Source organism: Micromonospora sp. LZ34, from assembly GCF_052981855.1.
In genome coordinates, this window is sequence record NZ_JBRIQN010000068.1 from 1 (window position 1) to 25,210 (window position 25,210).

21 protein-coding genes are annotated in these 25,210 nt (G+C 68.9%); 9 read left to right on the top strand and 12 right to left on the bottom strand.

All coding sequences use genetic code 11. The features are described from left to right. Positions 1–1,009: 1,009 nt before the first annotated feature. From ACVCAH_RS34475 to ACVCAH_RS34510, 8 genes are all read right to left on the bottom strand, one after another. On the bottom strand, positions 1,010–2,098 hold the full coding sequence (locus ACVCAH_RS34475; protein ID WP_447140404.1) for a glycoside hydrolase family 130 protein: 1,089 nt from the start codon (positions 2,096–2,098) through the stop codon (positions 1,010–1,012). Between the two features lie 52 nt (positions 2,099–2,150). After that, positions 2,151–5,345, bottom strand: a complete 3,195-nt coding sequence (locus ACVCAH_RS34480; RefSeq protein ID WP_447140405.1) for a heparinase II/III domain-containing protein — start codon at positions 5,343–5,345, stop codon at positions 2,151–2,153. Between the two features lie 36 nt (positions 5,346–5,381). Beyond that, a complete protein-coding gene (locus tag ACVCAH_RS34485; RefSeq protein ID WP_447140406.1) occupies positions 5,382–6,617 on the bottom strand; it encodes an AGE family epimerase/isomerase in 1,236 nt (411 codons plus the stop codon). Positions 6,618–6,727: 110 nt separating this feature from the next. After that, the gene (locus ACVCAH_RS34490; RefSeq protein WP_447140407.1) at positions 6,728–8,836 is read right to left on the bottom strand and encodes a hypothetical protein; all 2,109 of its coding nucleotides are present in this window, start codon (positions 8,834–8,836) and stop codon (positions 6,728–6,730) included. A 64-nt stretch (positions 8,837–8,900) separates the two neighbouring features. Further along, positions 8,901–9,764: a carbohydrate ABC transporter permease gene (locus ACVCAH_RS34495; RefSeq protein ID WP_447140408.1), complete on the bottom strand. Its 864-nt coding sequence runs from the start codon at positions 9,762–9,764 to the stop codon at positions 8,901–8,903. A gap of 1 nt (position 9,765) precedes the next feature. Then, the gene (locus tag ACVCAH_RS34500; protein WP_447140409.1) at positions 9,766–10,737 is read right to left on the bottom strand and encodes a carbohydrate ABC transporter permease; all 972 of its coding nucleotides are present in this window, start codon (positions 10,735–10,737) and stop codon (positions 9,766–9,768) included. A 1-nt stretch (position 10,738) separates the two neighbouring features. Next, complete coding sequence (locus tag ACVCAH_RS34505) at positions 10,739–12,028, bottom strand: ABC transporter substrate-binding protein (protein ID WP_447140410.1); 1,290 nt, start codon at positions 12,026–12,028, stop codon at positions 10,739–10,741. A gap of 247 nt (positions 12,029–12,275) precedes the next feature. Continuing rightward, positions 12,276–13,139 (bottom strand): AraC family transcriptional regulator, encoded by an 864-nt coding sequence (locus ACVCAH_RS34510; protein WP_447140411.1) that lies wholly within the window; start codon positions 13,137–13,139, stop codon positions 12,276–12,278. Positions 13,140–13,242: 103 nt separating this feature from the next. Here ACVCAH_RS34510 and ACVCAH_RS34515 point away from each other — a divergent pair, with 103 nt between their 5' ends. The 3 genes from ACVCAH_RS34515 to ACVCAH_RS34525 are packed head-to-tail and all read left to right on the top strand — an operon-like array spanning position 13,243 to position 16,018. Then, on the top strand, positions 13,243–14,034 hold the full coding sequence (locus tag ACVCAH_RS34515) for a phytanoyl-CoA dioxygenase family protein (RefSeq protein WP_447140412.1): 792 nt from the start codon (positions 13,243–13,245) through the stop codon (positions 14,032–14,034). A gap of 52 nt (positions 14,035–14,086) precedes the next feature. Then, positions 14,087–15,247 carry a hypothetical protein gene (locus ACVCAH_RS34520; protein WP_447140413.1) on the top strand — a complete coding sequence of 387 codons (1,161 nt, stop codon included), beginning with the start codon at positions 14,087–14,089 and terminating at the stop codon, positions 15,245–15,247. A gap of 15 nt (positions 15,248–15,262) precedes the next feature. Continuing rightward, complete coding sequence (locus ACVCAH_RS34525; protein ID WP_447140414.1) at positions 15,263–16,018, top strand: phytanoyl-CoA dioxygenase family protein; 756 nt, start codon at positions 15,263–15,265, stop codon at positions 16,016–16,018. 13 nt (positions 16,019–16,031) lie between these two features. Here the strand turns inward: ACVCAH_RS34525 and ACVCAH_RS34530 are convergent, their stop codons facing one another. Together ACVCAH_RS34530 and ACVCAH_RS34535 are read right to left on the bottom strand one after the other, a co-directional pair. Beyond that, positions 16,032–17,087 carry a LacI family DNA-binding transcriptional regulator gene (locus ACVCAH_RS34530; RefSeq protein ID WP_447140415.1) on the bottom strand — a complete coding sequence of 352 codons (1,056 nt, stop codon included), beginning with the start codon at positions 17,085–17,087 and terminating at the stop codon, positions 16,032–16,034. Between the two features lie 77 nt (positions 17,088–17,164). Continuing rightward, complete coding sequence (locus tag ACVCAH_RS34535) at positions 17,165–18,181, bottom strand: carbohydrate kinase family protein (protein ID WP_447140416.1); 1,017 nt, start codon at positions 18,179–18,181, stop codon at positions 17,165–17,167. Between the two features lie 179 nt (positions 18,182–18,360). On the opposite strand from ACVCAH_RS34535, the gene ACVCAH_RS34540 reads away from it, so the two are divergent. Genes ACVCAH_RS34540 through ACVCAH_RS34560 form a run of 5 tightly spaced genes read left to right on the top strand, consistent with a single transcriptional unit; the run spans position 18,361 to position 22,827 of the window. After that, complete coding sequence (locus ACVCAH_RS34540) at positions 18,361–19,194, top strand: class I fructose-bisphosphate aldolase (RefSeq protein WP_447140417.1); 834 nt, start codon at positions 18,361–18,363, stop codon at positions 19,192–19,194. A gap of 2 nt (positions 19,195–19,196) precedes the next feature. After that, a complete protein-coding gene (locus ACVCAH_RS34545) occupies positions 19,197–20,342 on the top strand; it encodes a Gfo/Idh/MocA family protein (protein WP_447140418.1) in 1,146 nt (381 codons plus the stop codon). A gap of 1 nt (position 20,343) precedes the next feature. Beyond that, complete coding sequence (locus tag ACVCAH_RS34550) at positions 20,344–21,348, top strand: phosphotransferase (protein WP_447140419.1); 1,005 nt, start codon at positions 20,344–20,346, stop codon at positions 21,346–21,348. Next, complete coding sequence (eno, locus tag ACVCAH_RS34555) at positions 21,345–22,652, top strand: phosphopyruvate hydratase (protein ID WP_447140422.1); 1,308 nt, start codon at positions 21,345–21,347, stop codon at positions 22,650–22,652. Before ACVCAH_RS34550 ends, eno begins: the two co-directional genes overlap by 4 nt. A 49-nt stretch (positions 22,653–22,701) precedes the next feature. Beyond that, positions 22,702–22,827 carry a hypothetical protein gene (locus ACVCAH_RS34560; RefSeq protein ID WP_447140420.1) on the top strand — a complete coding sequence of 42 codons (126 nt, stop codon included), beginning with the start codon at positions 22,702–22,704 and terminating at the stop codon, positions 22,825–22,827. A 246-nt stretch (positions 22,828–23,073) separates the two neighbouring features. On the opposite strand, the gene ACVCAH_RS34565 is transcribed toward ACVCAH_RS34560, so the two are convergent. Together ACVCAH_RS34565 and ACVCAH_RS34570 are read right to left on the bottom strand one after the other, a co-directional pair. Further along, positions 23,074–23,280, bottom strand: coding sequence for a hypothetical protein (locus tag ACVCAH_RS34565; protein ID WP_447140421.1), 207 nt, complete (start codon positions 23,278–23,280; stop codon positions 23,074–23,076). 144 nt (positions 23,281–23,424) lie between these two features. Then, positions 23,425–24,354: an NADP-dependent oxidoreductase gene (locus ACVCAH_RS34570; protein ID WP_250791186.1), complete on the bottom strand. Its 930-nt coding sequence runs from the start codon at positions 24,352–24,354 to the stop codon at positions 23,425–23,427. A 50-nt stretch (positions 24,355–24,404) separates the two neighbouring features. On the opposite strand from ACVCAH_RS34570, the gene ACVCAH_RS34575 reads away from it, so the two are divergent. Next, complete coding sequence (locus tag ACVCAH_RS34575; RefSeq protein ID WP_346535468.1) at positions 24,405–25,049, top strand: TetR/AcrR family transcriptional regulator; 645 nt, start codon at positions 24,405–24,407, stop codon at positions 25,047–25,049. The last annotated feature ends 161 nt before the right edge of the window (positions 25,050–25,210 follow it).

Consider the following 25,210-nt stretch of genomic DNA (forward strand, 5'->3'; position numbering starts at 1 on the left):
TCTGTCGGCTCCATCGCCACAGTTTCTGATCATCGCTCCTGACAGTCCACCGGGATTCGTGACCAGAAGAGCTGCGACACAGCTCTTAGCGCGTCGTGGTCCACCACAGCGACCGTCAAGCCGGCTTCTCGAGCCGCTCGCGCCTCCGCCGCGAAGTGACCATCCGGACGACGTGGGCGCAATGGATCTCCGAGATCCAGAAGCATCACCCCCGCGGTGCTGCCCGACCTACCGCACGATCTCCAATCGAAATCTAGTCCTCGGACCTCAGCGGCAGACGCGAGATCTGGATGTTCGTCGTGCCCGATCTGATCTGTTGAAGAACCAAGCCCCGGCACGAGGGCGAGGCCGCCGATGCAGTAGCCGCACATGACGTCGGGCCTCATACGGATCGCTCCCCCAGCCAAGTTCCCCGATTCGACCCGTCCGCGGGCCGCCCCGTAGACGCCGCAGGCTCGGTACCGTAGCGAGGTGAATCCAGCCTGCCCCGAGTGCCACACGACGGGCGTTCCACTGCTCTTCGGCCTGCCGGCTCCCAGAAGCGAGAGATGCCGCCGCCGACGGCGATCTTGCACTCGGCGGGTGTTTCCTCCCCGAAGAACCGCCGCCGAACTGGCAATGCCCACGGCAGCACCGATGGCGCGACGCCGATGAAAAGACGTGGCAAACACAGCTCCTGGCCGTGCTACTCACACACGGCTACACCGAGCCGGACGGCAACGCTTGAGCTGGCGGCCGTAAAGCCGCAGGTGGACGTGGGTGCCATTGAGTGAGTTGAGGGCCGTTCCATGCAGTTCCGTGCCGTTCAGCGCACCCTACTGCTCCCAGCCCGCTCCCGCTCCCCCATCAGCCATTGTTCGGCAGTGGGGTTTGGCTGGGCGGACCGCTCGCCCGAAAATCCCACAAGCCTTCGACCTGACCACGGAGTTTGTGCTCGAGCGGGCCAGACCCAGCGACAGCGTTTTGGAACCCCAGAAGCTTTACGAGCTCCACGGTGCCTCCCTGGACGTCACGACGGTGGTTGATGCCGCGTAGACGTCGAGCCCACCCGGGTAAGACGCGCCACCCCGATACACCTGTCGGCCATGCCATAGAAGACGTACCGCTCCCCGGCCACCTCCTCCACGGCGGTTGGGAAGACGACGTTGCCTACGGTGCCAACGCGCTCCTCGGGCGTCTCGGGGACGAGCAGCGGCCGTGACGTACGGGCCAGGACCCGGGTCACGTCGTGTGGGTCGAGCAGCATCGCACCCGCCGCGTACCGCACCTTGGCCTGCGGCTCCCAGCCGGGGGCCAGCTCGCCGCTGACCCCGTGGTGGATCAGCAGCCAGCCCTCGTCCACCCGTATCGGCGGTGGCCCGGCCCCGATCTTGAGCGACTCGAAGTCGTACGCGGGCAGTGCCACCAGCCGGTGCTGCGCCACCCGGGCCAGCGCGGCCAGGTCCCGTTCCACGGCCTCGGCGGCAGCGAACGACACCCAGATGCCGGGCCGGTCGTCGGTGAGGCCAGCGGGCAGATGCGTCCCCTCACCGTCCCGTACCCAGGACAGGTCCCACATCGGGCGGTGCAGGAAGGCGTAGCTCGGGGTGCCATCGGGCGCCGCGACCGGCTCCGGGAACAGCACTACGTCCTTGTTCGGGAACAGGTTCAGATCGGCGTCCAGGTCCGGCTGGTACCCGAAGTGCATCGGGCCGAGGCGCCGCCAGTGCACCAGGTCCTCGGAGACGGCGAGCGCGGGCCGTGGCCCGAGCGGCCCCAGCGCCACGTACGTCATCACGTGCCGGCCCAGCCCTGGCACCCAGGTGACGCGCGGATCCTCCACGCCTGAGCCGATCCCGCCGCGCTCCCAGCCCTCGTCCGGCGCGAGCACGACGCCTCGGCGGCGTACCCCGACTGGTACGCCGTTGTCGAGCATGACCTCGGCGAGGCCGACCCGGGACACGTTGCCCGCCGCCACCAGTCGCGGCAGCAGGCACAGCCGTCCGTCGGGGGTACGGCCGGTCGCCGGATTGAGCACGCCCTCCAGCTCGTACGGATCGACCGGGTCTGGTGACATCACCACGCCGAGCCGGCTCAGCGCGTACGGCAGGCCAGTCATCGGTTCTCCCTTCGTGCGCGACTGCGGAGCTCGCTGCGCTCACTCCTCGCGCTCACCGGGCCACCCACTCGCGGGTAAGCGGGATCCGGGCGCGCGCCCCGACCGCCACGTCGTAGACGAAGCCTTCGGTGAAGTCCCGCGGGGCTCGGTACCGGCGCACGGTGGTGGTGTCGCCGATGTCCAGCACCAGTCGGCTGTCACCGTCGAGGCGCGCACCGTCGATCCGGTACACCGCGTTGCGCTCGCCGTCGTTGTCGACATAGACGTAGCCGCCGACCAGCCGGTCCGGCTGCTCGCCGGCCGATGGCGTGCGGTCCAGCGTCAGTACGAGCTGATTGTCCGTGGACAGCTCGCGGGTGAAGTCGGCGACCCGGCCGGTGACCGCGCCGTGCCCGGCGGACAGGTGCGGCAGCGGACCCAGCAGTGTCCCCTCGTGGTGGCAGGCGTACACCGGCTCGCCGTCGCGCAGCGAGTAGACGCCGAATGAGCCGCGGAACAGGAACCCGTCGTCCACCCGCAGCAGCGCGTCGGGCCTGGCGCAGCTCACCACGTAGTCGACCCGCCCGTCGGCCAGCTCGACGCGAACGGCGGCGGCCTCGTACCCGGCAACCGTACCGTCCGCCGCCCGCACCGGCACGGCGCGCACCGACCGCACCGGCCGCGTCCCGGAGTACGGCTCGATGAGCGCAACGAACTGGCTGGCAAGCCCCTGACCGGCGCGGCGGGCGATCAGGTACCTCAGCTTTTTCGGGTTGCCGGGCTGGTTGCGCGCCGGGATGCCGTCGGCGAGCGCCACGTCGTCCACGTCGGTCAGCATGGTGAGTCGCAGGTGTAGGTCGGGGTCGTCCGGGTGCACGTTCCAGGTGTCCCGTACCGCCCAGTCGACGCTGAACCCGGCCTCCGGCGCGTTGTCGCGCTCTACATTAAACAGCCAGTCGAACCCGTTGGCGTCGGGACGGGGGCGGGCGTTGTCCGCCGGCGGCTGCACCTCCGGGCCGGCGTAGGTGCCGGTGGGCTGAGGCGTCAGCGTCAGGCCCTGGACGTTCACCGCGCCCTCGGCGCCGTGGAAGGAGAAGTGGTGCTGCTCGCCCCCGGCGACCCGGAACACGTCGACGACGTACCAATTCGCCTCGTCGATGTCGACCATCGCGGTTACCCGCCGGTACGTGCTGGTCTGCGGGTATACCTGGGGCGCGGCGATGTCGAGCATCCGGACCCGGTCGGTGACGAGGAAGCCGTGCGGGCGCCCGACCCAGTGCTGGCGCTGCCGGCTCGCGTCCACCACGACCGTGTTGTGGGCGATGGTGTTGCGGTGCCACTCCACCTCCCGGGCGCTGCCGTCGGCGGTCTCCGGATAGCCGAGGTCCGGCGCGAGGTCGACCCCGAAGCCGTACAGGCCGAGGTTCAGCGCATCGGCGTGCCCGTGCCCGTGGTTGCGGCCGTAGTACGACCACACCCCCCGCATGGTGCCCGCCCGGCCGGCTCGCAGGGCGGCGAACCCGAACCCGGTCAGGTTCTCGCTCGGCAGGTTGAGCTCACCGCGCTCGGCGACGATCCGGCGGATCCGGTCCTGGGATTCCGCGACGTCCGCGCTGAACAGGCTGCCGTAGATCGAGCCGACGTCGCCCTTGCTCAGCAGGTGCGCGATCTGGGCATACGCCGGGTCGCCGAGACGCTCGAAGTGGGCGAAGTACTCGTGCGGCCCGGAGAAAAGGTCGGGCATGCCGGTGCGGCCGGTGTCGCCGACGCCCGGCGTGTAGCGGTTGAGCATCCACAGCCGGTGCCGGCTGCCCACCAGCTTGCGCATCTTCGGGTGCGCGTACAGGTTCGCCCGGTCGTAGCCCTGATAGTCGGACAGGATGTCCGCGACGCCGCGCACCTGGCCCAGCCAGAGCTGGTTGTACTGGGCGGAGCCCTCGTTGCCGAAGCCGTCACGGTCCACGTCGTCCACCAGGCTGGCGTAGACATTGCCGCCGGTGAGCCGGATGTCCGGGTCGTACACGACGCCGCCGCTGGCGAAAATCCAGTCGATCCACTCCTTCGACGCGACCGGGTCGTCGAGCACCACCGCGGCCATCGCCAGGGCACTCTGGTGCATCCCGAAGTTGCCGCGGATCTGCGCGTCCTTGACCGCCGGGAACATTACCCGGTAGAGGCCGTTCTCGATGTTGCGGCGGACGGCCGCGGGGCTGTCCTTGGGCGGCAGACCGTACCGCCGCGCCTGCTCGGATAGGAACGGCAGCACGCCTGCCTCGTCCGTGTCGGCGATCGCCGGGAAGAACGCGTCGTAGACGCTGAGCAGCTCACGGGTCAGGTCGCAGTCCCAGATGGAGCCGACCACCTTGCCCTTCCCGCTCAGCCCGTCGGAGACCAGGTACCCGTCCTGGCGACGGTATGCGCCGGTGTCCATCGCCGGGAACACGTCGGCGACCCGGTCGAGCAGGATCAGGCCGGCGTGCGCGTAGCGTAGATCGCCGGTGAACAGGAACGCGTCCCGCAGGTAGATGAGTCCGGCCCAGATCAGCGAGGGCGTCGTGGTCACCGCGAACCAGACCACGAAGAAGTTGTAGTACGCGATGAACGTCCACTTGTCGCCGTTGTCGTCCACCCAGCCGAATCCGTCGTCGACGCCCCAGCTTGCGCCGCGCTCCGGGTACAGCTCGTTGACCAGCAGGCTGCGGTCTGCCCGGTCCCGGTGGAACTGGCCGTGTTCGTCCAGCCCTGAGGCGTAGAACTTGGCGAAGTCGTTGGTGGGAAAGACGTGACCGCTAACCGGGTCGATTAGCTTCCACGGGCGGTTGAACGGGTCGGCCCGCCAGGGCTGGCGGCCGTACCGGTAGATGTCGGTGCCGCTGGTCGGCGAGCCGAGCGGCTCGTTGACCGCGTAGCTGCGCGGCAGGCCCTGGCCGGTCACGCTGTTCCACAGCCACTCGTCGCTGCTGCCCAGCCAGGGCGCGGCCTCCTTCACCCGGGCGTCGCGCACCGCCCGCGCCCAGTCGAACCGCTCGACGTTGCGGCGGAGCGCGGCGACCTTCTCCGGGGTGTAGAAGCTCGCTCCGGTCTTGACCGGGTCGATGGTGTTGGCCGACGCCGCCGGCGCAGCGCCAAACGTGCCCAGTGCCCCGCCCGCCACGACCAGCCCGGAGAAGCGCAGCAGGTCACGTCGGGTCAGCACGGGCGTGAGCAGGTTGGTCAGCCCAGGGTGATAGCCGCCCGGACCGGAGGGGCGATCGGTTCTGTTCGCCATGGCGGTGCTCCTCTTCGGTGTCTGGTGGACGGCGGCTCAGCGGCAGCAGGAGAGAGTGGACTCGTCGAGTCGGTCCTGGCGCAGTGCGGCCGCAATGCCTCGGTCGATCGGGACCCGGGCCACCAGGGTGGCCTGGAGCGCGTGGTACAGGTCGGGCTTGCCCCGCCACACGTCGTCGATGAGGCGGTGGTCCCGGTCAAGTTGGTGGTGCCATCCCCCGTGCTCGTGGTCGATGAAGTGGTGGTGCGCGTACTCCCAGAACCGGCGGTACCACCGCTCGTACGACCGGTCGCCGGTAACCCGGTGCAGGTACACCGCCGCACCGATCGCCTCGGTGCTTACCCAGTGGTAACGATTACGGTCGATGGGTTGACCCGCCCAGTCCACGGTGAACGCGAACCCGTCGTCGGTGGGATCCAGGCCCTCCGCGGTGGCCTTGTCGAACAGCCGGATGGCGGACTCGACCATCCAGCCGCGTCCCTCCGGGTACCCGGCGGAGAGCTGCAGCAGCAGCTTCGCCCACTCCAACCAGTGGCCGATGGTGGAGCCGTACGGACGGAACTGGTTGTTCGGGTGGTCCCGGTTGTAGTCCGGGAGCATGTTCCACCCGGCGTCGTAGTGCTCCGGCAGCCGCCAGTCGTTGCGGGGCACGAACTCGCCGATGACGCGCTCCACGATCGAGGTGGCCCGGTCGACGAAGATCGAGTCCCCGGTGGCCTCGGCGGCCGCGAGATGCGCCTCGGTCATGTGCATGTTGCTGTTCGCGCCCCGGTACGGCTCCGGGTCCGTCCAGTCCCGGCGGTACCGCTCGGCGAACAAGCCGTGCGACTTCTCCCAAAAGTGCGTGTCGATGATCGTGGCGGCGTCGTCGAGCAGGCGTACCGCCCGGTCGTGTCCGGCCTGTGCCGCGCTGCTGGCCGCCAGCATGACGAACGCGTGCCCGTAGCCGTCCTTGACGTCGTCGACCGCGCCGTCGGGCCCGACGGACCAGTACCAGCCGCCGTGCCGTCGGTCGCGCAGGTGCTCGTCGAGGAAGGTGAGGCCGTGCTCGACGACATGGTGGGCCCCTGGGCGACCGAGCAGCTCGGCGATGGCGAAGCAATGCACCATCCGGGCGGTCAGCCAGAGGTGGCGGGGCAGGTCCGGCAACGGACGGCCGTCCGAGCCCAGCCAGTGGTAGCCGCCGGACGGGTCGATCAGAGCTCGCTCGTAGAAGGCCAACAGGCGGTCCGTCTCGCTCCGCAGCCACTGCCGGTGGTTCCGGCTGGTCAACCAGCAGGGTCCTTCGTCAATCTGGTTCGCCACGGTTCCTCCGGGGATCAGGTGTCTGGGCTGCGGAGCGAGACGCCGGCACGCCATCAATGCCACTCGGCGCTTGGTCTTCAGTGCCGCGTGGTGAGGCTCTCGCTGGTGACGAGGGTGAAACCGCCGGGTGACACAGGCGCGTCCACCGTGCCCGAGGGACCGACCGCGACCCGGACGAGCCGGCCCGAGGTGTCGTACGCCCGCGCCGTCACCCGAGCGTCGCCGGGCAGCGACATCTGCCGGGTCTCCCAGTCGTGGGAGAAGCTGCGCAGCACCGCCTGGGCGGCGTCCGGCCCGCCGGAGATCCGCCATTCCACAACGGGCTGGACCAGGACGGCGTCGAGTCGGATCTCGTGTCCGGCCTCACCCGAGTACGCGATGTCGACGGTGAGCCGCCGCTGGGTTGCCTCGACCGGCTCGTCTAGGGTGACGACGTCGGGGTAGCCGGGCCGCGGGGTGACGCCCTTGGGTCCCGCGCCACCGGTGTCGAAGTCGGCCAGTTTCTCGCCGTTCACCGACACCGTCGCGGTCACCGTGCCGGCGGGCAACTGGGTACGGGTGAACGCGGGCATCAGCAGGTACCGGCCGTCGCGGGGCACCTCGACGGTCAGCCGCACCGAGCCCCCGGACCGGAGGACCACCTCCTTCCCGCTGCACCAGCCCTCGGCGACCACGAACTGGCACTGCTCGCTCAGCGCCGTATCGCCGGACCGGGTTCCGTTCTCCGCCTCGACCTGCTGCCAGGTGTACCGCTCGCCGGGCTGCCAGGCCAGCGCGCGGCGCGCCAGGTCCGCGTTGGCGTCGAGCAGCAGCATCGACATCACGGCGTGCGATGTCTCGGCGCCCGAGTTGGTGTTCACCCTGCCGTCGCCCTCCAGCCCGTCGTAGAGCCGGCCGGTCTGCGGGCTGTACATCTGGGCCGAGCCATAGTTGTCGCCGAAGTACCAGGCCGCGACCTGCCCCGCGAGGTCACGCAGGCTGTCGCGGTGCGCGACGGTACCGACCCGGTACAGGTTCTGGATCAGGTTGTCCATCGAGAAGCCCCACTGGATCCGCAGCACCGGGGTGGGCGCCCAGAAGGCGTCCGGGCCGCCTTGGGCGAGGACGTGGGGGGCGAACCGGGACATCGACGTCACGGCGGTGTCGATCCAGTCGCGGCGGTGCAGCAGCGCGCCGGCCTCGGCCAGCACGGCGGGCATCATGGTGCCCCAGCCGTGCCAGACCGAGCGGTAGCCGGGGTTGGGCATGATGGCGCCGAACGGCCAGGTGTACGAGTCCCCCAACGCCATCTGCCGCAGGCCTTCGGCGAACTGCGTGGTGATCCGCTCGGTCCGCTCCCGCAGCGCCCGGGTCCCGGCGTCGGACGCGCCTCCGGTGGCCTTCAGGTAGGCGACCAGGCCCTGCATCGCGTCGGCCGTGGCGCCGGCATCGCCGTACGGCTCGCAGTAGCAGCCCGGGATGAACCAGCGGGGCCAGCGCAGCCCGTCGACGACCTGATACTGCCCGTACTTGTCGAGCACCTCGCGCTCCAGCGCGTCGAAGGACAGCGCCAGCCGGTCGGCGAGGAAGGCGGCGAAGGCCGGGTCGGTGTCCTTGAAGGCGGCATAGCCCTCGCCGTACGCCCAGATCCCGCGAGCCAGGGACCAGTTGGCCTGCTCGTCGTTGCCGTCGTGCGGGTTCTGGACGTGCTGCAGTGTGCCGTCAGGCTGCATCCAGATCTCGAAGTTCCCGCGGTTGGGTCCGGCGGTGTCCTGGAAGTACGCCGTGGCGCGCAGCAACTGGTACGCGTGCCGGCGGCTGTGGTCGTCGCCGTTTTGCCGCCAGTGCCGCAAGTAGGCCACCGTTGTTCGGGTGACGTCGTCGGTGTTGTACGCTCCCTGGCCCCAGGTGTCGGTCGCCGCATCGTGCGCGCCGCCGCCGACCGGGGTGTAGCTGCCGTCCGTGTTGTGGTGGCCGTACGTCCAGACCACGCCAAGGCCCGGCTCCTCGGCCAGCCGGTACGTGGTGTGCTCGTCCTGTCGGGGTGGGTTCACCGTGTCGTACATGAAGTCCAGGTGGGCGAGGTTGGCCAGCCGCTGGGGCGGCGCGGCCGGCGCGCCGGCCGCCGGGCCGGCGGCCGGCAGCAGCCCGGCCACCAGGATCGCGGCGGACGTGGCACAGACTGCTCTGGCTCGTGTCATTCTCATGCTGACTCCTACCGGGATGGGGAGGCGGTGCGGGCGGGACAGGGGGCGGGACAGGGGGGCGGGATTATCCCTTGACCCCCGAGCCGAGGTTGGTCGCCGCGAAGTGCCGCTGGAACAGCACGAACAGCAGCACCACCGGTGCGGCGAGGACCACGGCGCCAGCGAGGATCGCGCCGAACGGGTTGGTTGCGTTGCCGGCCTGCGAGCTGAGGTAGTTCGCCAGCGCGACCGCGAGCGGCTGCATGTCGCGGTCCTTCGTCACCAGGAACGGCCAGAGAAAGTCGTTCCACGGGCCGATGAACGTCACCAGCACCACGGTGAGCAGCGCCGGCCGGATCAGCGGCAGGGCCACATGCCGCAGCACCTGCAACTCGCTGGCGCCGTCGACGCGGGGCGCGTCGAAGAGGTCGGCCGGGATGGACAGGAAGAACTGCCGGAAGATGAACACGGCCGTGGCGTTCACCGCGCCGGGCAGGATCATCCCGAGGTAGGTGTCCGCCAGCCCGTAGTCGCGCACGATCAGGATGTAGAGCGGGATCAGCGAGAGCGTGAACGGCACCAGCTGCAGTAGGAGCAGCACGGTGAACAGCGCCTCGCGCCCCCGGAACCGCAGCCGCGCGAGGGCGTACCCGGTGAGGGCGCCGACGACGATACTGCTGATCACGACCCCGCCCGTATAGATGGCGGAATTGAGCAAGGCCCGCCCGAGCGGGACGGCGGCGTTGATCGCCGCGAAGTTGTCCAGCGTCAGGCCGGCCGGATCGGGAAGGGCACCGCCGGGCGAGGTGTCCGGCGTGGCCTGCAGCGAGCCGACGACCATGTAGTAGAAGGGGAAGAGGAAGACGAAGGCGCCGACCAGAAGCCCGAGCAGCCGGGCCGCCTTGGCGATCGCGGCGGGTGAACCAGGCGTCTTCGAGGTCGCGGTCATCTCATAGCTCCCGTTCCAACAGGCGCCGGTTGAGCAGGCTCACCGCGAGCACGACGGCGACCAGCACGAACCCGAGCGCGGCGGCGAAGTCAGGGTTGCCCTGCTGGATCCCTCGCTGATACATGATCAGCACCGGCGAGGTGGAGGCGCCGTTCGGCCCGCCACCGCCGGTGAGCAGGTATGGCTCGGTGAACAGGTTGGCACCCCAGATCGTCGCCAGGATCACGACCAGGGTCGTGGCCGGGCGGACGCTCGGCACGGTGATCGACCACCAGGTGCGCAACCGCCCGGCGCCGTCGACCGCGGCCGACTCGTACACCTCGCGCGGGATGTTCTGGAGTGCCGCGAGGTAGAGCACGACGAAGAAGCCGAGCTGCTTCCAGGTCACGTACAGCGCGATAAGCGGCATCGCGAGCGCCTCGTTGATCAGCCAGGACGGCTCCGGCGCGAGCCGGCCGAGCACGGTATTGACCAGGCCGTCCCGGCTGAACAGCCACAGCCACACAGCCACCACGGCGACACTCGCGGTCACGTACGGCAGGTAGTACGCGGTCCGAAGGAAGCCCCGTAGCGGCAGCACCGCGTTGAGCGCGGCCGCCAGAGCGAGCGCGGCGACCGCGGTCAGCGGCACGTTGATAACCAGGAAGATCGCGATGTTGAGGAACGACCGCTGTACCGCAGGGTCGCTGAGCACATCGGTGTAGTTGCGCAGGCCGACGAACGGCTTGGGCACGTCTACCCCGGGTGCCGTGAAGAAGAAGTCGTGGAACGAAATCCATAGCGCGTACAGGATCGGGAATGCAGAGAGCGCGACCAGGAAGGCCACGTACGGCGACACGAAGGCGACCCCGATCGGATGCCGGCCGAGCAGCCGCCGCACCACCGGGCCGCCCCGGCGCGGCGGCAGAGCTCCTCCCGCCGCGCCACCGACCCGTCCGCCGTGGCGGGTCCTCGAGGCCGAATCCGTGCTCATGTCACCGTCCGCCGGCGAGCTGCTCGACCTTCGTCGCGGCCTCGGCGAACGCCCCGTCCACGTCCTGCTTGCCGAAGACGACGGAGGCGGTGTACGCGTCGCGGAACCGCTGCCAGATCTCGATGCTGTTGGGCACGAACGGCACCTCGGCGACTCGCGAGGCCTGGTCGGCGAACGTCTCGTAGTGCGGGTTTTTGGCGAAGTAGTCCGGGTACTTGTCCGGCAGCCCCTGACGCAGCGGCATCTGCCCGGTCATTTCGAGTAGCTTGCCGTCCTGCTGCTCACCGGTCGCGAACGTGAGCACGTCCCACGCGGTGCCCCGGTTCTTGCAGGAGCTGTAGATCGAGATGGTCTTGGCGTCAGCGAACGTCCACGTCTGCTCGGCGGGCTTGCCGTCCGCCGTGGGGATCGGTACGACGCCCCAGTTGAGCTTGCCGTAGGTGGTGATCGCCCATGGCCCGGCGGAGCGGATCGCCACGGTGCCCTCGGCGAACGGGTCGGCGGTGGTTCCCTGCGGGTCCTTGGGCGCCAGACCCTCCTGGTAGAGGGTGCGCCACATTTGAGCGACCTGTCGCCCTTCCGGCGAGTTGAACTGGGCCTTGCCGTCCGCGACGAGCAGGGTCCCGCCGGTCTCGGCGACGAACAGTGGGTAGAAGTCGAAGAACGACTGGTAGAACTCGCTGGTCGGGGCGGGCGCGATGGCGAATTTGGCGCCGCCCTTCGCCACCACCTGGCGCGCCGTGGCGAGGAACTCCTGGTGGGTCTTCAGCGGCGGATTTTCGGGGTCGAGCCCGGCCTTGGCGAAGATGTCCTTGTTGTAGAACATCATCAGCGGATTGGCCTTCCACGGGATCTGGTAGTACTTCCCGTCCGGCGACCGGTACTGCTGGGCCACCTTCTCGCCGCTGCGGGACTCGATGTACTTCGTCGCGTCCGGAAAGGAGTCCAGCGGGACCAGGCCGCCCATGTGCTGGTAGTCGGGGGTCGCGATCTGGGCGCCGTTGAATATCAGGCACGGCGTATTGCCGGCGGTGATCGCGGCGGTGATGGCCTCTTCCGAGGACTTCCCGGCGGGAATCTCCTGGCCGGTGATCTTCTCGTCCGGGTGTTCGGCGTTCCACGCCTCGATCATCTGCTGGGCCCACTTGATTTCCGGCTCGAAGTTCGAGTACCAGACGGTGATTGGCCCACGTGTGGCGGTGGCGGTGTCGCCGTCCGACCCATCGCCGCAGGCCGCGAGCAACAGGCTTCCGACGAGCAGCCCCGTGAGGATGCGTGCCTTCGGCTTCATCAGGCTTTCTCCTCCTCAAGGCCTTCGGACGATCGCTGCGCGATGGCTTGCCCTAAGGCCGGGTGGGTGGGGTAACGTTACCTGAAATTAACACCAGCCTCATCAGAAGTCATCACTTCGAAGCAGACGACTTCCTGAGAGAGGAGTCGTGACGACGGTGGAAGACGGCCCTGCCCCGCAACTCTTCCGGCTCTCGCAGATGACGTTCACTGCCCTGGCGCGCCGGGCGCGGCGATCCGCTGCCCAGTCATGGCCGGCCCGGGACGACCCGACGGCTGGCGGCGGCCCGGTAGTCCCGCGGGCTCACGTCGTAACGGCGCCGGAAGCAGCGCCCGAAGTAGGAGAGGCTGTCGAAGCCGCAGCGTTCCGCGATCCGCCCCACCGGCTCCGCCGTGATCGCGAGCAGCCGGGCGGCGTGCGCCAGCCGAAGCTCGGTGACGTGCTCGATCGGGGTGCATCCGTAGTGCTCGCGCATGCTGCGCGCCAGGTGCCCGTGGCTCACCGCCGCCAGCGCGAGCAGCCGCGGAAGCCCCTCGCGGAGATTTTCTTCCGCGTTCATCGCGGCACACGCCCGCACGAGCCATGCCGGTCGCCCCGCGCCGCCGGCCGGGCCGTCGTTGTCGGCCGTCAAGGCGGGCAGCACCGCCGTCCACAGCCGGATCAGGTCGACCGCGCTCGGACCACTGTGGAATCTTTCCAGCGCCCGGTGGAACTCGATCGCGACCTCGCCCTCCGGTGCGTCGATCCGGACCAGTGGCGGGATGGGGCTCCGGTCCCACAGGGGCACCTGCTCGATGTCCACGAGATTGCTCAGGGCACGCCACGTGGTGATCGGGAATGCGATGTTGATGAAGCGCAGCTGCTCTGGGCTGCTGACGAGGAACTGGTGCTGATCGCGGGGCCGGGCGATAACGAGATCACCGGGCCGCATCGGCAGGTCCATACCGGCGACACGCTGCACCCCCCGGCCGGCGACCACGTACATCAGCTCATAGAAGTCGACGTGCGAGTGGGGGAAGGAGCGTTCTCGCGGTTCGTGTCCGACGATCGCGAGCGCCGCGTGGTACGGCCCGCCTCGGGCGATGTCGGCGAACCTGATCACCGGCGGCATATCAGGAAAGTACTACTTTCTGTGGAGATTCTGCTAGCGGATCTCACTCCCAATGACGAAAGGTTGGCATCGAAATCGACCGGACCCGGAATGGAGCATGCCGATGAGCGCCCTGACCGTTGACCGCGACGCCGTGCGCGCCCAGTACGACCGGGACGGCTACGCCGTCTTCCGCGACGTCCTCGATCCGGACCTGATCGCCGAGGCGAGCGGCCACGTGGACTGGCTTCAGGTAAAGCACCCGGACCGGCGACCCGAGGACCTAAGCCACGAACTGGTGGCGCAGGACCCATTCTGGGTGCGGCTGGTCAGCGACGACCGGCTGCTCGACGTCGCGGAGGTGTTTCTCGGCCCCAACATCGCGCTGTTCGCATCCCACTACATTTGCAAGCCGCCGTTTTCCAACCGCCCCGTTCTGTGGCATCAGGACGGCGCGGGCTGGCCGCTTGAGCCGATGGAGGTGGTGACGCTGTGGCTCGCCGTAGACGAGTCCACGCGGGAGAACGGCTGCTTGCGGGTCCTTCCCGGCTCACAGGATCACACGTTCCATCCGCTGCGACAGCGGCCCGACATCGACAACGTGCTCGGCGCGGAGAGCATCGTCGACATCGACGAGTCCCGGGCCGTCGACCTGCAGTTGCGGCCGGGCGACGTGGAGGTGCACCACCCGAACATCCTGCACGCGAGCGACGGCAACACCTCGCCGAAGCGCAGGTGCGGCCTGACTATCCGCTACATTCCGACGTCCACCCGGATCATCACCGACGACCCGCCATTCATCAGCGCACTGCTGCTGCGCGGCGAGAGGGGCGTCAACCGGTACCAGCCTTTGCCGCGATACGTGCCGGGGCGCGACTTCCAGTTCCGTGGCTGCGAGGCCTGGACGGGCACCTGATCCTGCAACGACCGACCGCGACGACCCGACCGAGGCACAGAAAGGCCACTCGATGACAGAGAGCAGCAGCGGCTTCTTCGGCACCGGCTTCTTTGACTGGCAGCGTGCCGGCGCGGAGCACCTCCGCCGGATGTATGAGAGAACTGGCTACAACGAGGCGGAGTACTGGGGCGGGTTCGCCACCGAGCCGGTCGACGAGGCGACATACCAGCTTCCGAGCTGGGCGATCGGCCCGTTCCGCAAGTACCCCGGCAACCCGGTCTTCGGCCCGGCCGAGAAGGGCTGGGACCGCGGCCGGTTCGGCGGCGGGGTCCACAACGGGGCGATCGTGCGCAAGGACGGCCTGTTCTACTACATCTACCGGGGTGAGGAGCCGCTGCCGGAGGGCTTCTGGGGCCAGGCCGAGCACCAATTCACCACGTTCGGCGAGATCGACTACATCTGCGACATCGGCATCGCTACCAGCCCCGACGGCGTAACCTTCACCCGGTTTGACGAGCACAGCCCACTGTTCCGGCACGGCGAGGACGCCCGGTACAGCTTCGAGGACGTCTGCGTCGTAGAGCACGCCGGCGAGTACTACCTCTTCTGCAACCGCTGGGACTGGACGGATCCGGAGAACCCGGCGATCAACGGAGTCTATGTCGCCGTCTCCGATGACCTGCTCAACTGGCGGAAGGTTGGGCTGGCGTTCCCCGGTGCCACCGAGATCCACCGCAACGCCTGCGTCTTGCAAAACCCGGAGAACCAGGCGGTACGGGTCGACGGGAGGTTCGTCATGTACCTCAACAACGGCCTGATCGCCTACTCGGACGACCTGCTGCGCTGGGAGTCCACCAAGATCGACGAACTCTGGCCGGGCGGCGAGGGCTGCTTCGCGTTGACCGACTACTCGGCGAGCGATCCCGACCGGATCGTGCTCTTCACGGGCGGCCACCACACCGGCCACTTCTACGCGATCGGCCAGGTGCTGTTGTCCAAGTCGGACCCCACGCGCGCACTGGACTGGCTCCCCCGCCCCGTGCTGGTCGCCGAGGAGCGCTACCCGTGGGAGAACTGCCGCGACGCGGAGGAGCCGGAGCGGCTGGTCTCCTGCTTCCGCGACTGCATCTTCTTCACTGGGATGACCCGCCACGAGGGCACCTGGTGGATGTACTACGGCGGCAGCGAGGTCTACACCTGCCTGGCGCAGGCGGACGTACAGACCACCTGAGGAGGGACGAATCAGATGCTCACCCACGAACAAATCGAGTTCTACCGCGAAAACGGATACCTACTCGTCCCGGGGATGCTCAGCAAGCAGGAGGCGGCCGCCTACCGCGAGGAGAGCCACCGCATGTTCGGCCGCCTTGCCGGCAACACCGCCGAGGACCGCACCTGGGGCAGCGCCCGGAAGCTGGCCGGGGGGCGGGAGACGACCATCCAGGGGCAGCACGACGTCCAGTTCCTCGCCGCCGCGTTCACCAGGCTGATCGCGGACGAACGGCTGACCGGCCCAGCGGCCCAGCTCATGGGCGGGCAGAACGTGCAACTGCACCACACGAAGCTGTTCATCAAGCCGCCGGAGCAGGGGTCACCCTTCCCCCTGCACCAGGACCACCCCTACTTCCCGCACCACAAGCACACGGTGCTCGCCGCGATCATCCACTTCGACGACGCGCCCGAGGAGAAAGGCTGCGTGCGCGTGGTACCCGGAAGCCACCGGCTCGGGCCGCTCGCGCACGACACGACGGGAAGCCCCCACCTGCCGCCCGACGAGTACCCGCTCGAGTCGGCGCTGCCCTGCCCGGCAACCGCTGGGGATGTGCTGTACTTCGGCTACCTGACGGTGCACGGCTCCGGGGTCAACACCAGTGACGAAGCGCGTACCACCCTGCTGGTCCAGATGCGGGATCCGGAGGACTCGCCGACCAACGACGCGCACCGGTCACCGGGCCAGGGAATGATGCTGCGCGGCATCGATCCCACGGTGACCAGATCCTGACGCTGGTCCCCGCTCAGCCCTCGCCGGCACCAGCCCGCACGGCCGGTGCCGGCGAGCCGGCGCGGCGGCCCCGCGTGATCAGGTTGGTCCGGATGACGCTTGTCTGCGGCCTGCCGCGGTAGCCGCGGATCCGCCGAAACAGCAGCTCCGCGGCGCGACGCCCGAGCTGCTCCACGCTGTAGCCGACGAGGGTCACCGGCATCGGGAGGAACTTGCCGAACTCGATGTCGTCGAACCCCACGATGTCCATCTCGACCCGGCGCTGGTCCAGCTCCTCCACCACACCCACCGTCATCCGGTTGTTGCAGCAGAAGAAGGCCGTGGGCGGGTTGGGCCCGTCCAGCAGCGCCGCCGCCTGAGCCGCCGCCTCCTCCGTGGTGAGCGCACCGAAGCGCAGCAACGACTCGTCCACCTCCAGGCCGGCCGCCTCCATCGCGGCCCGGAAGCCCCGTACCCGCTCGGCGATGGTGTACAGCTCCTGCTCAAACCCGATCACCGCGATGCGACGGTGCCCCATGGCGATGAGCCGTTCGGTGCCGGCCGCGGCACCGCCGACGTTGTCGATCAGGACGGTATCCGCCTCGATCCCCTTTGGTTTCCGATCCAGGAAGACCATCGGCGTGCCGAGGTCGATCTCCGTACGGCAGAACGTGTGGTTGCTCGCGGTCGGTACCACGATCAGACCGTCGACACGCCGGAGACACAGCTCGACGATCAGCTCCTGTTCGCGCGCCGGGTCCTCCTCAGAGCTGCCGGTGATGAGCAGCGTGTCGTGGCTGCGCGCGATTTGCTCGATCTCCCGAGCGACCTGGGAGTAGAACGGGTTGCCGAGATCCTCGGTGACCAGGCCAATGGTGGCGGTCTCCCGGCCGGCGCGCAGGTCGCGGGCCAGGTTGTTGCGGCGGAAGCCGAGCCGCACCGCCGCCTTCAGCACCTTGTCGACGTAGTCCGGGTGGACGGACGGTTCGTTATTGATCACCCGGGACACCGTCATCACGCTGACCCCGGCGGCCTGCGCGACATCGCGCATCGTGGGCCGCTTGCCGTCCTTGCGCGGGAGCGGCGTCATGTCGGACGTCCCGGCCCCGCCCCGGGCCGGGTCACGCCTGCTCCGGAAGCTGCCACGTGTACTCCTTGTTGCGCCACTCATCCCCCGCCCCCGGACAATACGTCCTCATGCAACGTACGGGCGGACAGCGGTCTTCCGCGCACCACGCCCGCCGCGGCCGCCGCAGCGCATCGCAGGGCGATGTCGGGTCCGGCACCAGTGAGGATTCCGTAGATCAGGCCGGCGGCCGCCGCGTCCCCTGCCCCCGTGGTCCGGGCCCGGGGCACCGCCTCCGCCGGCACGAACAGTTCCCGGCCCGCCCAGCCGGCCAGATGGGCGAGGCACGGCCCGGCCTCCGCCAGCCGCGCCCCGTCGGCGGTGAACAGGTACATCCCCCTTGGCCCGTCGGTGAGCAGCACAACGGCCGCGCCTCGCTCGATCGCCGATCGGCCCATCACCCGGGCGGCAGGTTCGCCGCGCGGGTCGACGGGGCCCAGAGCGGCGGTCAGGTCGTCGACGCTCGGGGTGAAAACGTCGACGTAGGGGAGGGCGTTCGTCAATACGGCCTGCCAGTCGACGTTCACGGTGTCGGATCCGGTATCGACGGTAGAAAGGTCGATGGAGGTGGTCAAGCCACGCCTGCGGGCCCGCGATAGGAGATCCACCAGGTGCGCGCCGTGGTCGGCGTGGAGCCTCGGAAGCGCGGTGGGGTAGCCGAGGTGAAGCAGGTCGGCGCCGACCATGTCGATACCGCTCCCGTCGAACTGGGCGTTGGCGCCGAGGTGATGCCAGAACGCGCGATCACCCCCGGGCGGGTCGAACACGATGGAGTACGACGTGGCACCGGCCACCGTACGCACCCCGCTCAGGTCCGCCGCGCTGGTGGCCAGCATGTGCCGCAACAGCCGCCCCAGGTCGTCGTCGCCGACGTCGGCGGCCAGGCGCACCGGAGCCCCGAGCGCGGCGATCCCGCACCCGGTGTTCGCGACGCAGCCGCCGGCCTGGATCCGGAGCGGCCCGACGTCGGTCAGGCGACCGGGGGTTATCCCGGCGGGCCTGGTCAACTCCGGTATGAGGTCGGCGCAGACGTGTCCGGCAACCACCGCGTGCTTCACCTGTGACCTCCGTACGTGGCCCTTCATCCCGATGGAACGTTACCTCGGGACCGCGAAGCGACCCAGAACCACTATCCGCTCTGGCTCCCCCTTCTCGCAAGGTATCTCGTGATCCACGGGTGACATGGGCGGGACAGGTTGCTATCGTCCGGATAACGTTAACTGAAGGGCGACGAGGCATGCAGACGTACCGACTGAACCGTCTCTTCCACCCCGAATCCGGCCGCTGCCTGGACATCGCGGTGGACCATGGGTTCTTCGGGGAGGCCCCGTTCATCACCGGCATCGAGGACATGCCTGCGGTGGTCGACAAACTCATGGGGGCCGCGCCGGATGCGATCCAGCTCACCCCGGGCCAAGCACCGTTACTGCAGCGGCACGCCGACCGCCGCAAACCCGCGCTGGTGCTACGTACCGACGTGGCAAACGTCTACGGCAACCCGCTGGACTCGTACCTGTTCAGCCGCCACTTCCCCGACGCCGTGGACCAGGCGCTGCGGCTCGACGCCGCCTGCGTGGTAGCGAACCTGTTGCACCTGCCCGGCCGGCCGGAGATCCGCGAACGCTGCATCGAGAGCATCATGGCGCTGCGCGAGCAGTGCAGCCGGTACGGGATGCCGCTGATGGTCGAACCGCTGGTGATGCGAGACAACGCGGAGGCCGGTGGCTATCAGGTCGACGGTGACACCGAGCGCATCGTGGCGCTGGTGCGCCAGGCCCGCGAGCTCGGCGCCGATCTGATCAAGGCCGACCCCACCGACGACGTTGACGACTTCCACCTGGTGGTGCAGACCGCCGTGGTGCCGGTGCTGGTCCGCGGCGGCGGCCGGGTCGGCGACGCGGAGCTGCTGCGCCGCACCGAGGCGCTGCTGCGGCAGGGCGCGGCAGGCATCGTCTACGGCCGCAATATCATCCAGCACCCGAACCCCGAGGCGATCACGCGGGCCCTCCTGGCACTGCTGCACGAGAACGCCACCGCCGACGAGGCCCTGGCGATCGTCGAGAAGGGCTAACCATGTCGACTCAAGAGCGGGTCAACGTGGGCATCATCGGCGGCGGCCTGATGGGGCGGGAGACCGCCATGGCAATCGCGCGCTGGGGCGCCCTGACCGATCATCCGGTCCGCCCCGTCCTCACCGCGGTGTGCGACGTCAACCCCGAGGCGCTCGCCTGGTTCGACCGGATCGACACGGTCACCACCGCGACCGACGACTACCGGCGGCTGCTCGCCGCCGACGACGTCGACGTGGTGTACGTGGCGGTCCGGCACGACATGCACGAGCAGATTTACGTCGACACGATCAACGCGGGCAAGGACCTGCTCGCCGAGAAGCCCTTTGGCATCGGCCTCGGCGCCGCCGAACGCATCGTCGCTACGGCGGAGAGCCGGCCAGACGTGTTCGTACGATGCTCCAGCGAGATGCCCTTCTTCCCCGGCGCCCACGCCGCGTACCAGCTCATCCGGTCCGGGAGCCTAGGCACAATCGTCGAGGCCACGAGCCAGCTCAGCCACTCCAGCGACTTGGACCTCGACAAGCCGCTGAACTGGAAGCGGCAACGCCGGTTCTGCGGTGACGCCGGGGTGATGAACGACCTCGGCATGCACGTCTGCCACGTGCCGCTGCGGCTGGGTTGGATACCCGAACGAGTGTATGCGGTGCTCCAGGACATCGTGCGGGAGCGACCCGGTCCGGATGGGCTGCCGGCGCGCTGCGACACGTACGACAACGCCACCCTCCTCTGCTCGGTATCCCAGGACGGCGCCGAGTTCCCGCTCACCCTTCAGATGAAGCGGATCGATCCCGGCCAGAAGAACACCTGGCAGTTGCGGGCGGTCGGGATGTCCGGCGGGGTCATGTTCTCGACCAGGTACCCGAAGTCGCTGTGGCAGATGACCCTGTCCGGCAAGGAGCAGGTCTGGCAGCAGGTCGAGATGGGCAGCCAGTCGGTATTCCCCACCGTCACCGGCGGCATCTTCGAAAGCGGCTTCTCCGACGCCATCCTGCAGATGTGGGCGGCATTCTTCGCCGAACGGGCAGGCCGGCTCGACGGCCGCTTCGGCTGCGTCACGCCGCAGGAGGCACTGGAGACCCATCGCATCTTCCAGGCCGCCATGCGGTCGAGTGAGACCAGGCGAGCCGCCGAGTTGGAGAGAGTTTGAGATGAGCCAGCTACTCCGTCATGAGCGCGAGGTCATCGACTTCCTCCGGGACCGGGGCATCGTGACGGCCACCGAACGAGTTCTGGTGAAGGCACTTGGCGGTGGAGTGTCCAACCTGGTCTTCGCCGCGTCGGCAGAGTCCGGCCGATACGTCGTCAAGCAGTCGCTGGCCAGGTTGCGGGTGGCCGACGAGTGGCTGGCGCCGCGGGAGCGGACGCTGACCGAGGCGGCGGCGATGCGGTTGGCGCACGAGATCACACCGCATGCCGTACCGCAGCTCGTCGACTGCGACGAGACCCGGTACGCGCTGGTAATGAGGCTTGCCCCGACTGACTGGACGGATTGGAAGTCCCGACTGCTCTCCGGGCGCGCCGAGGAGTGGGCGGCCCGGGAACTCGGGTCGACGCTGGCCCGATGGCACTCGGCCACCGCAGGCGCCCGGGGGGTGCCGGCGCAGTTCGCGGATCCCGCCGCGTTCGTCGCGCTGCGTGTCGACCCGTACCACCGGGAGGTGATGCGCCGCCGGCCGGAACTGGCCGAGCCCGTGGGGCACCTCGTCGAGCAGATGCTGGAACGGCGTCGCTGTCTCGTCCACGGCGACTTCTCCCCCAAGAACGTGCTGGTCGGGCGGGACGCACTGTGGGTGACCGACTTCGAGGTCAGCCACCTCGGGGATCCGGCGTTCGACGTCGGGTTCCTGATCACCCATCTGCTGCTGAAGAGCGTGCACCGGCCCGCCGCGACTGATCGGTACCACGCATGTGCCATCGCGTTTCTCGAGGCATACCAGGAGTGCCTCGATCCCGGGCTGGCGTTTCCGCCCGGCTACCTCTCCCGTCACATCGGGTGCCTGCTGGCGGCCCGGGTCGACGGGAAGTCGGTCGCCGAGTACCTCACCGAGGGCGAGCGGGCGCTGGTCCGCAACATCGCCGCGGCGATGCTCCGCCGGCCGGTCGACCACCCCGACGAGATCTGGGAGCAGCTGACGTGGGCGGTACGGTCATGAGGTCCCAGGTTAGCGAGGTGTTCGCGTGGGAGTCGCTGGACTCCCGGGGCCGGCCAACAGTGGGCTGCGAAGTGACGCTGCGCGGCGGCGCCCGAGGCGCGGTCGTTGTGCCGTCGGGCGCATCGACCGGCGGGTACGAGGTGCGCGAGCTCCGCGACGGCGGCGAGCGGTACGACGGCTTCGGCGTCCTCGGAGCCGTACGCAACGTGATCGACATCCTCGGTCCCGCCGTTGAAGGCTTGGACGCGCACCAGCGGGATGACCTCGACGCCACGCTCGTCGACGTCGATGGCACAGCCGACCTGTCACGGCTGGGTGGCAACGCGGTGCTCGCGGTGTCGCTCGCTGCGCTGCTCGCCGCGGCGCAGGACGCCGGTGTCCCGCTGTACCGGTACCTCGACAACACAGGCCAGCCGCCACTGCTGCCGCTACCGATGGTCAACATCGTCTCAGGCGGCGCCCACGCCGGCCGGATGCTCGACATCCAGGACGTGCTCGCCGTACCGGTCGGGGCGACAGATCTCCCGCAGGCGATCGAGTGGGTGTGGCGGGTCCGGCGCGCGGCGAGCGATCTGTTGGAGCGGCAAGGCGCACCCGCGGCGCTCGTTGCCGATGAAGGCGGGCTCGCCGCTCACCTGCCCACCAACGCGGCTGCCCTCGACCTGGTCTGCGACGCGATCGACAGGACCGGACTACGCCCCGGAGCCGACGTGGCGCTCGCCGTGGACATCGCGGCCAGCCAAATCGTCCAGCCGGACGGGCGGTACCGGCTCGCCGTCGAGGACCGCGACCTGCGGCGCGACGAGTGGGTCGAGGAGGTCGAGCGATGGTGCCAGGACTACCCAATAGTCTCTCTGGAAGACGTACTGCACGAGGACGACTGGGTCGGCTGGGCGCAGCTCACCGGACTGCTGCCCCACGTCCAACTCCTGGGCGACGACCTGTTCGCCACCCATTTGGCCCGCCTGGAACACGGAATCGAGCGGGGCGCCGGCAACGCCGTACTGGTCAAGCCAAACCAGGCCGGCACCGTGAGCCGCGCCGAGCAGGTGAGCCGCAAGGCGCTCCACAGCGGCTACGGCTGCGTAGTGAGTGCACGCTCGGGCGACACCGAGGACAGCTACCTGGCCGACCTCGCGATTGGGTGGCGGTCCGGTCAGATCAAGGTCGGATCGCTGACCCGGTCCGAGCGCAACGCGAAGTGGAACCGGCTACTGCGGATCGCTGCGGAGCTGGGTGAAGACAAGAAGTTTGCAGGCCCACGGTTCCTGGGCGGCAGTCAGGGGACCGCAACGTCGCACTAATACTCCGTAGTTTTCGCTGGTAGTAGCTGATCTGGGCGGGGTACTGGCGATGGCGCCCGATCCGCAGGACGCGCGAGGCTGCATCCTGCACCTGACCGACGGCGGCTTCAGGGCGCTGGATGAAGCCGCCCCGCACCATGTCGTTTCCGTACGCGCGCGCTTCTCGATCATCTAAGTCCCGACGAACTCGCGGTTGCTGGCCGCCGGGCCGGCAGGAGATCCGCATCCTGTCTGTCTCCCGGGCCCCTGCGGGGTGGCGCCGTCGTGGCTTGTCCTTCGGTCGTGGCAAACTTCGGTCCGTGTCGGACGGCCCTCGAGCGATTTTCGTCTACGGCAGCATGTGCCGCGGTGAACTGGCTCATCGGCAGGTGGAGCCCTGGATATCACGGGTTGAGCGTGCGGAGCTCACAGGCTACAGCCTCTACGTGCGCGACGGGCTTTCGATGTGGGCAAGAAAGAGCGTCGCCGCCGCCGAGGTGACTTCGGGGCGCACGTGGACCACGGAGAACCCGATGCCGACCAGAGCGACGATGCCGACCAGTCGGGGCAGGGTCACCCGTCCGAAGACGAGATAGATGCCGTCGATGCTGGGCGGGGACCTGCGCGATGGCCTCACATTGACGATCACCGTGGGTCGCCCAGGCTAGGACCGCCCGCCCAACGGCGGGCGGTCCCGTCCGTCGAACGACGATGACCGTCGAGAGAGTGTGCACCTTCGACTGCCCGATCGGAATTGGCTATCAATCTGGGTCCACGGCACAGGTGGGGCACGCTACGGCTTCAGCACGATCTTTCCTCGCGTGTGGCGGGACTCACTCAACTCGTGGGCAGCGGCCGCCTCTTCCATGGAGAACACGGCAGCGACCGGCACCGTGAAGCGGCCCCGCTCGGCGAGGTCGCCAGCGGCGGCGATTCCTTCGAGAGACGGTGAGTCCGCGCCGGGACCAGAGCCGCGCGATAGGTGCACGCCGTACGCCGCGGCGTTGATGTCTGCGATGCTCACCACCCTGTCCGGGCTTGCGACCAGGCGGACCAGGTCGGGTATAGAGCCAGAGCCGGCACAGTCGAGTACGGCATCTACTCCGCCGGGCATCAGAGCGTCGACCCGCTCGGCCAGCCCGGGGCCGTAGGTGGTCGGGATCGCCCCGAGCGAGGCGACGAAGTCATGGTTGCGGTCGCTGGCCGTGCCGATGACGGCCGCGCCGCGAGCGACCGCGAGTTGGATCGCGGTCGTACCGACCCCGCCAGCCGCACCCTCGATCAACAGCGTGGTGCCATCCTTCACGCCCAGTCGGTCGAGCACGCGCGTGGCCGTCTCGATGTTGCCGGCCGCGCCGCCGGCCTGTTCCCAGCTCAGGGCGGCCGGCTTCGGTGCCCACGCGGCCAGGACGGCGTATTCGGCGTTCGCTCCGCCCATCTGGGCGTAGTCCGTGATCCCGAAAACCTCATCGCCTACCCGAACCGTTGTCACTCCGTCACCGACCTCATCCACCACGCCGGCTGCGTCGACGCCGGGCACGTGCGGCAGGCGGAGCGGAATCCATTCCTGGAATCGGCCGGCGCGGACGTACGTGTCGGCCGGATTGACACCCGAGGCCCGAACCGCCACCCGGATCTGTCCCGGTCCGGCGTGCGGTTCCGGTGCCTCCGAGACCTCAAGCACACTCGCGGGACCATACTTGGAAAATTGCAGAGCCCTCATGCGCAGGGACGCTAACGCACGCTGCTGTCCACCTCGCTAAAGTGAGAGCAGTGACCGATCGTTTGCCTCACACCCTTCGCTCCGACGCCCTGGACAACCGCGAGCGCATCCTCGATGCCGCCCGCGCGGTCTTCGCCGTTGAAGGTCTGGACGTGCCGATGCGGGAGGTCGCACGGCGCGCCAGGGTTGCACCAGCCACCCTGTACCGCCGATTTCCGACCAAGGAGATGTTGGTCACCGAGGCATTCGCAGAGCAGATGTACGCGTGTCGCGCCGTCGTCGACGAGGGCCTTGCCGATCCGGATCCGTGGCACGGCTTCTGTCTCGTCATTGAGAAAATGTGTGAACTGCACGCACGCGATGGGGGCTTTACCGCAGCTCTCACCTCGACGTTTCCCAATGCCGTGGATTTCGACGCGCGCCGCGAATACGCGCTCAGGTCGATCGCCGAACTGGCCCGCCGCGCCAAGGAAGCCGGCCGTCTGCGCCCCGACTTCGCCCTGGACGACGTCATCCTCGTGCTCATGGCCAACAGCGGTATCCACGCGCCCTCGCCGACTGCCAAGGTCACCGCCTCCCGGCGCTTCGCCGCGCTCGCCATCCAGGCATTCCACGCCAGCCCGGATGCCTCGCCGCTCCCGCCCGTGGCGCGGCTGGCGCCCCCGGCATCTGTATCCCGCGGCCAAGCGGGCTAGAGGAGCTCGGCGACGTGGGCGATCTGGCCGCCGGCTAAACAACGTTCTGGAGTTGAGGCTTCCGGGCAGATACGGGAGAGGTCTGGAGGCTGTCGCACAGCTTTCGATCTTCAGTTGTCAAGAGTTGCCGCTGGCCTTCCAACCACAGTGGATGATCATGT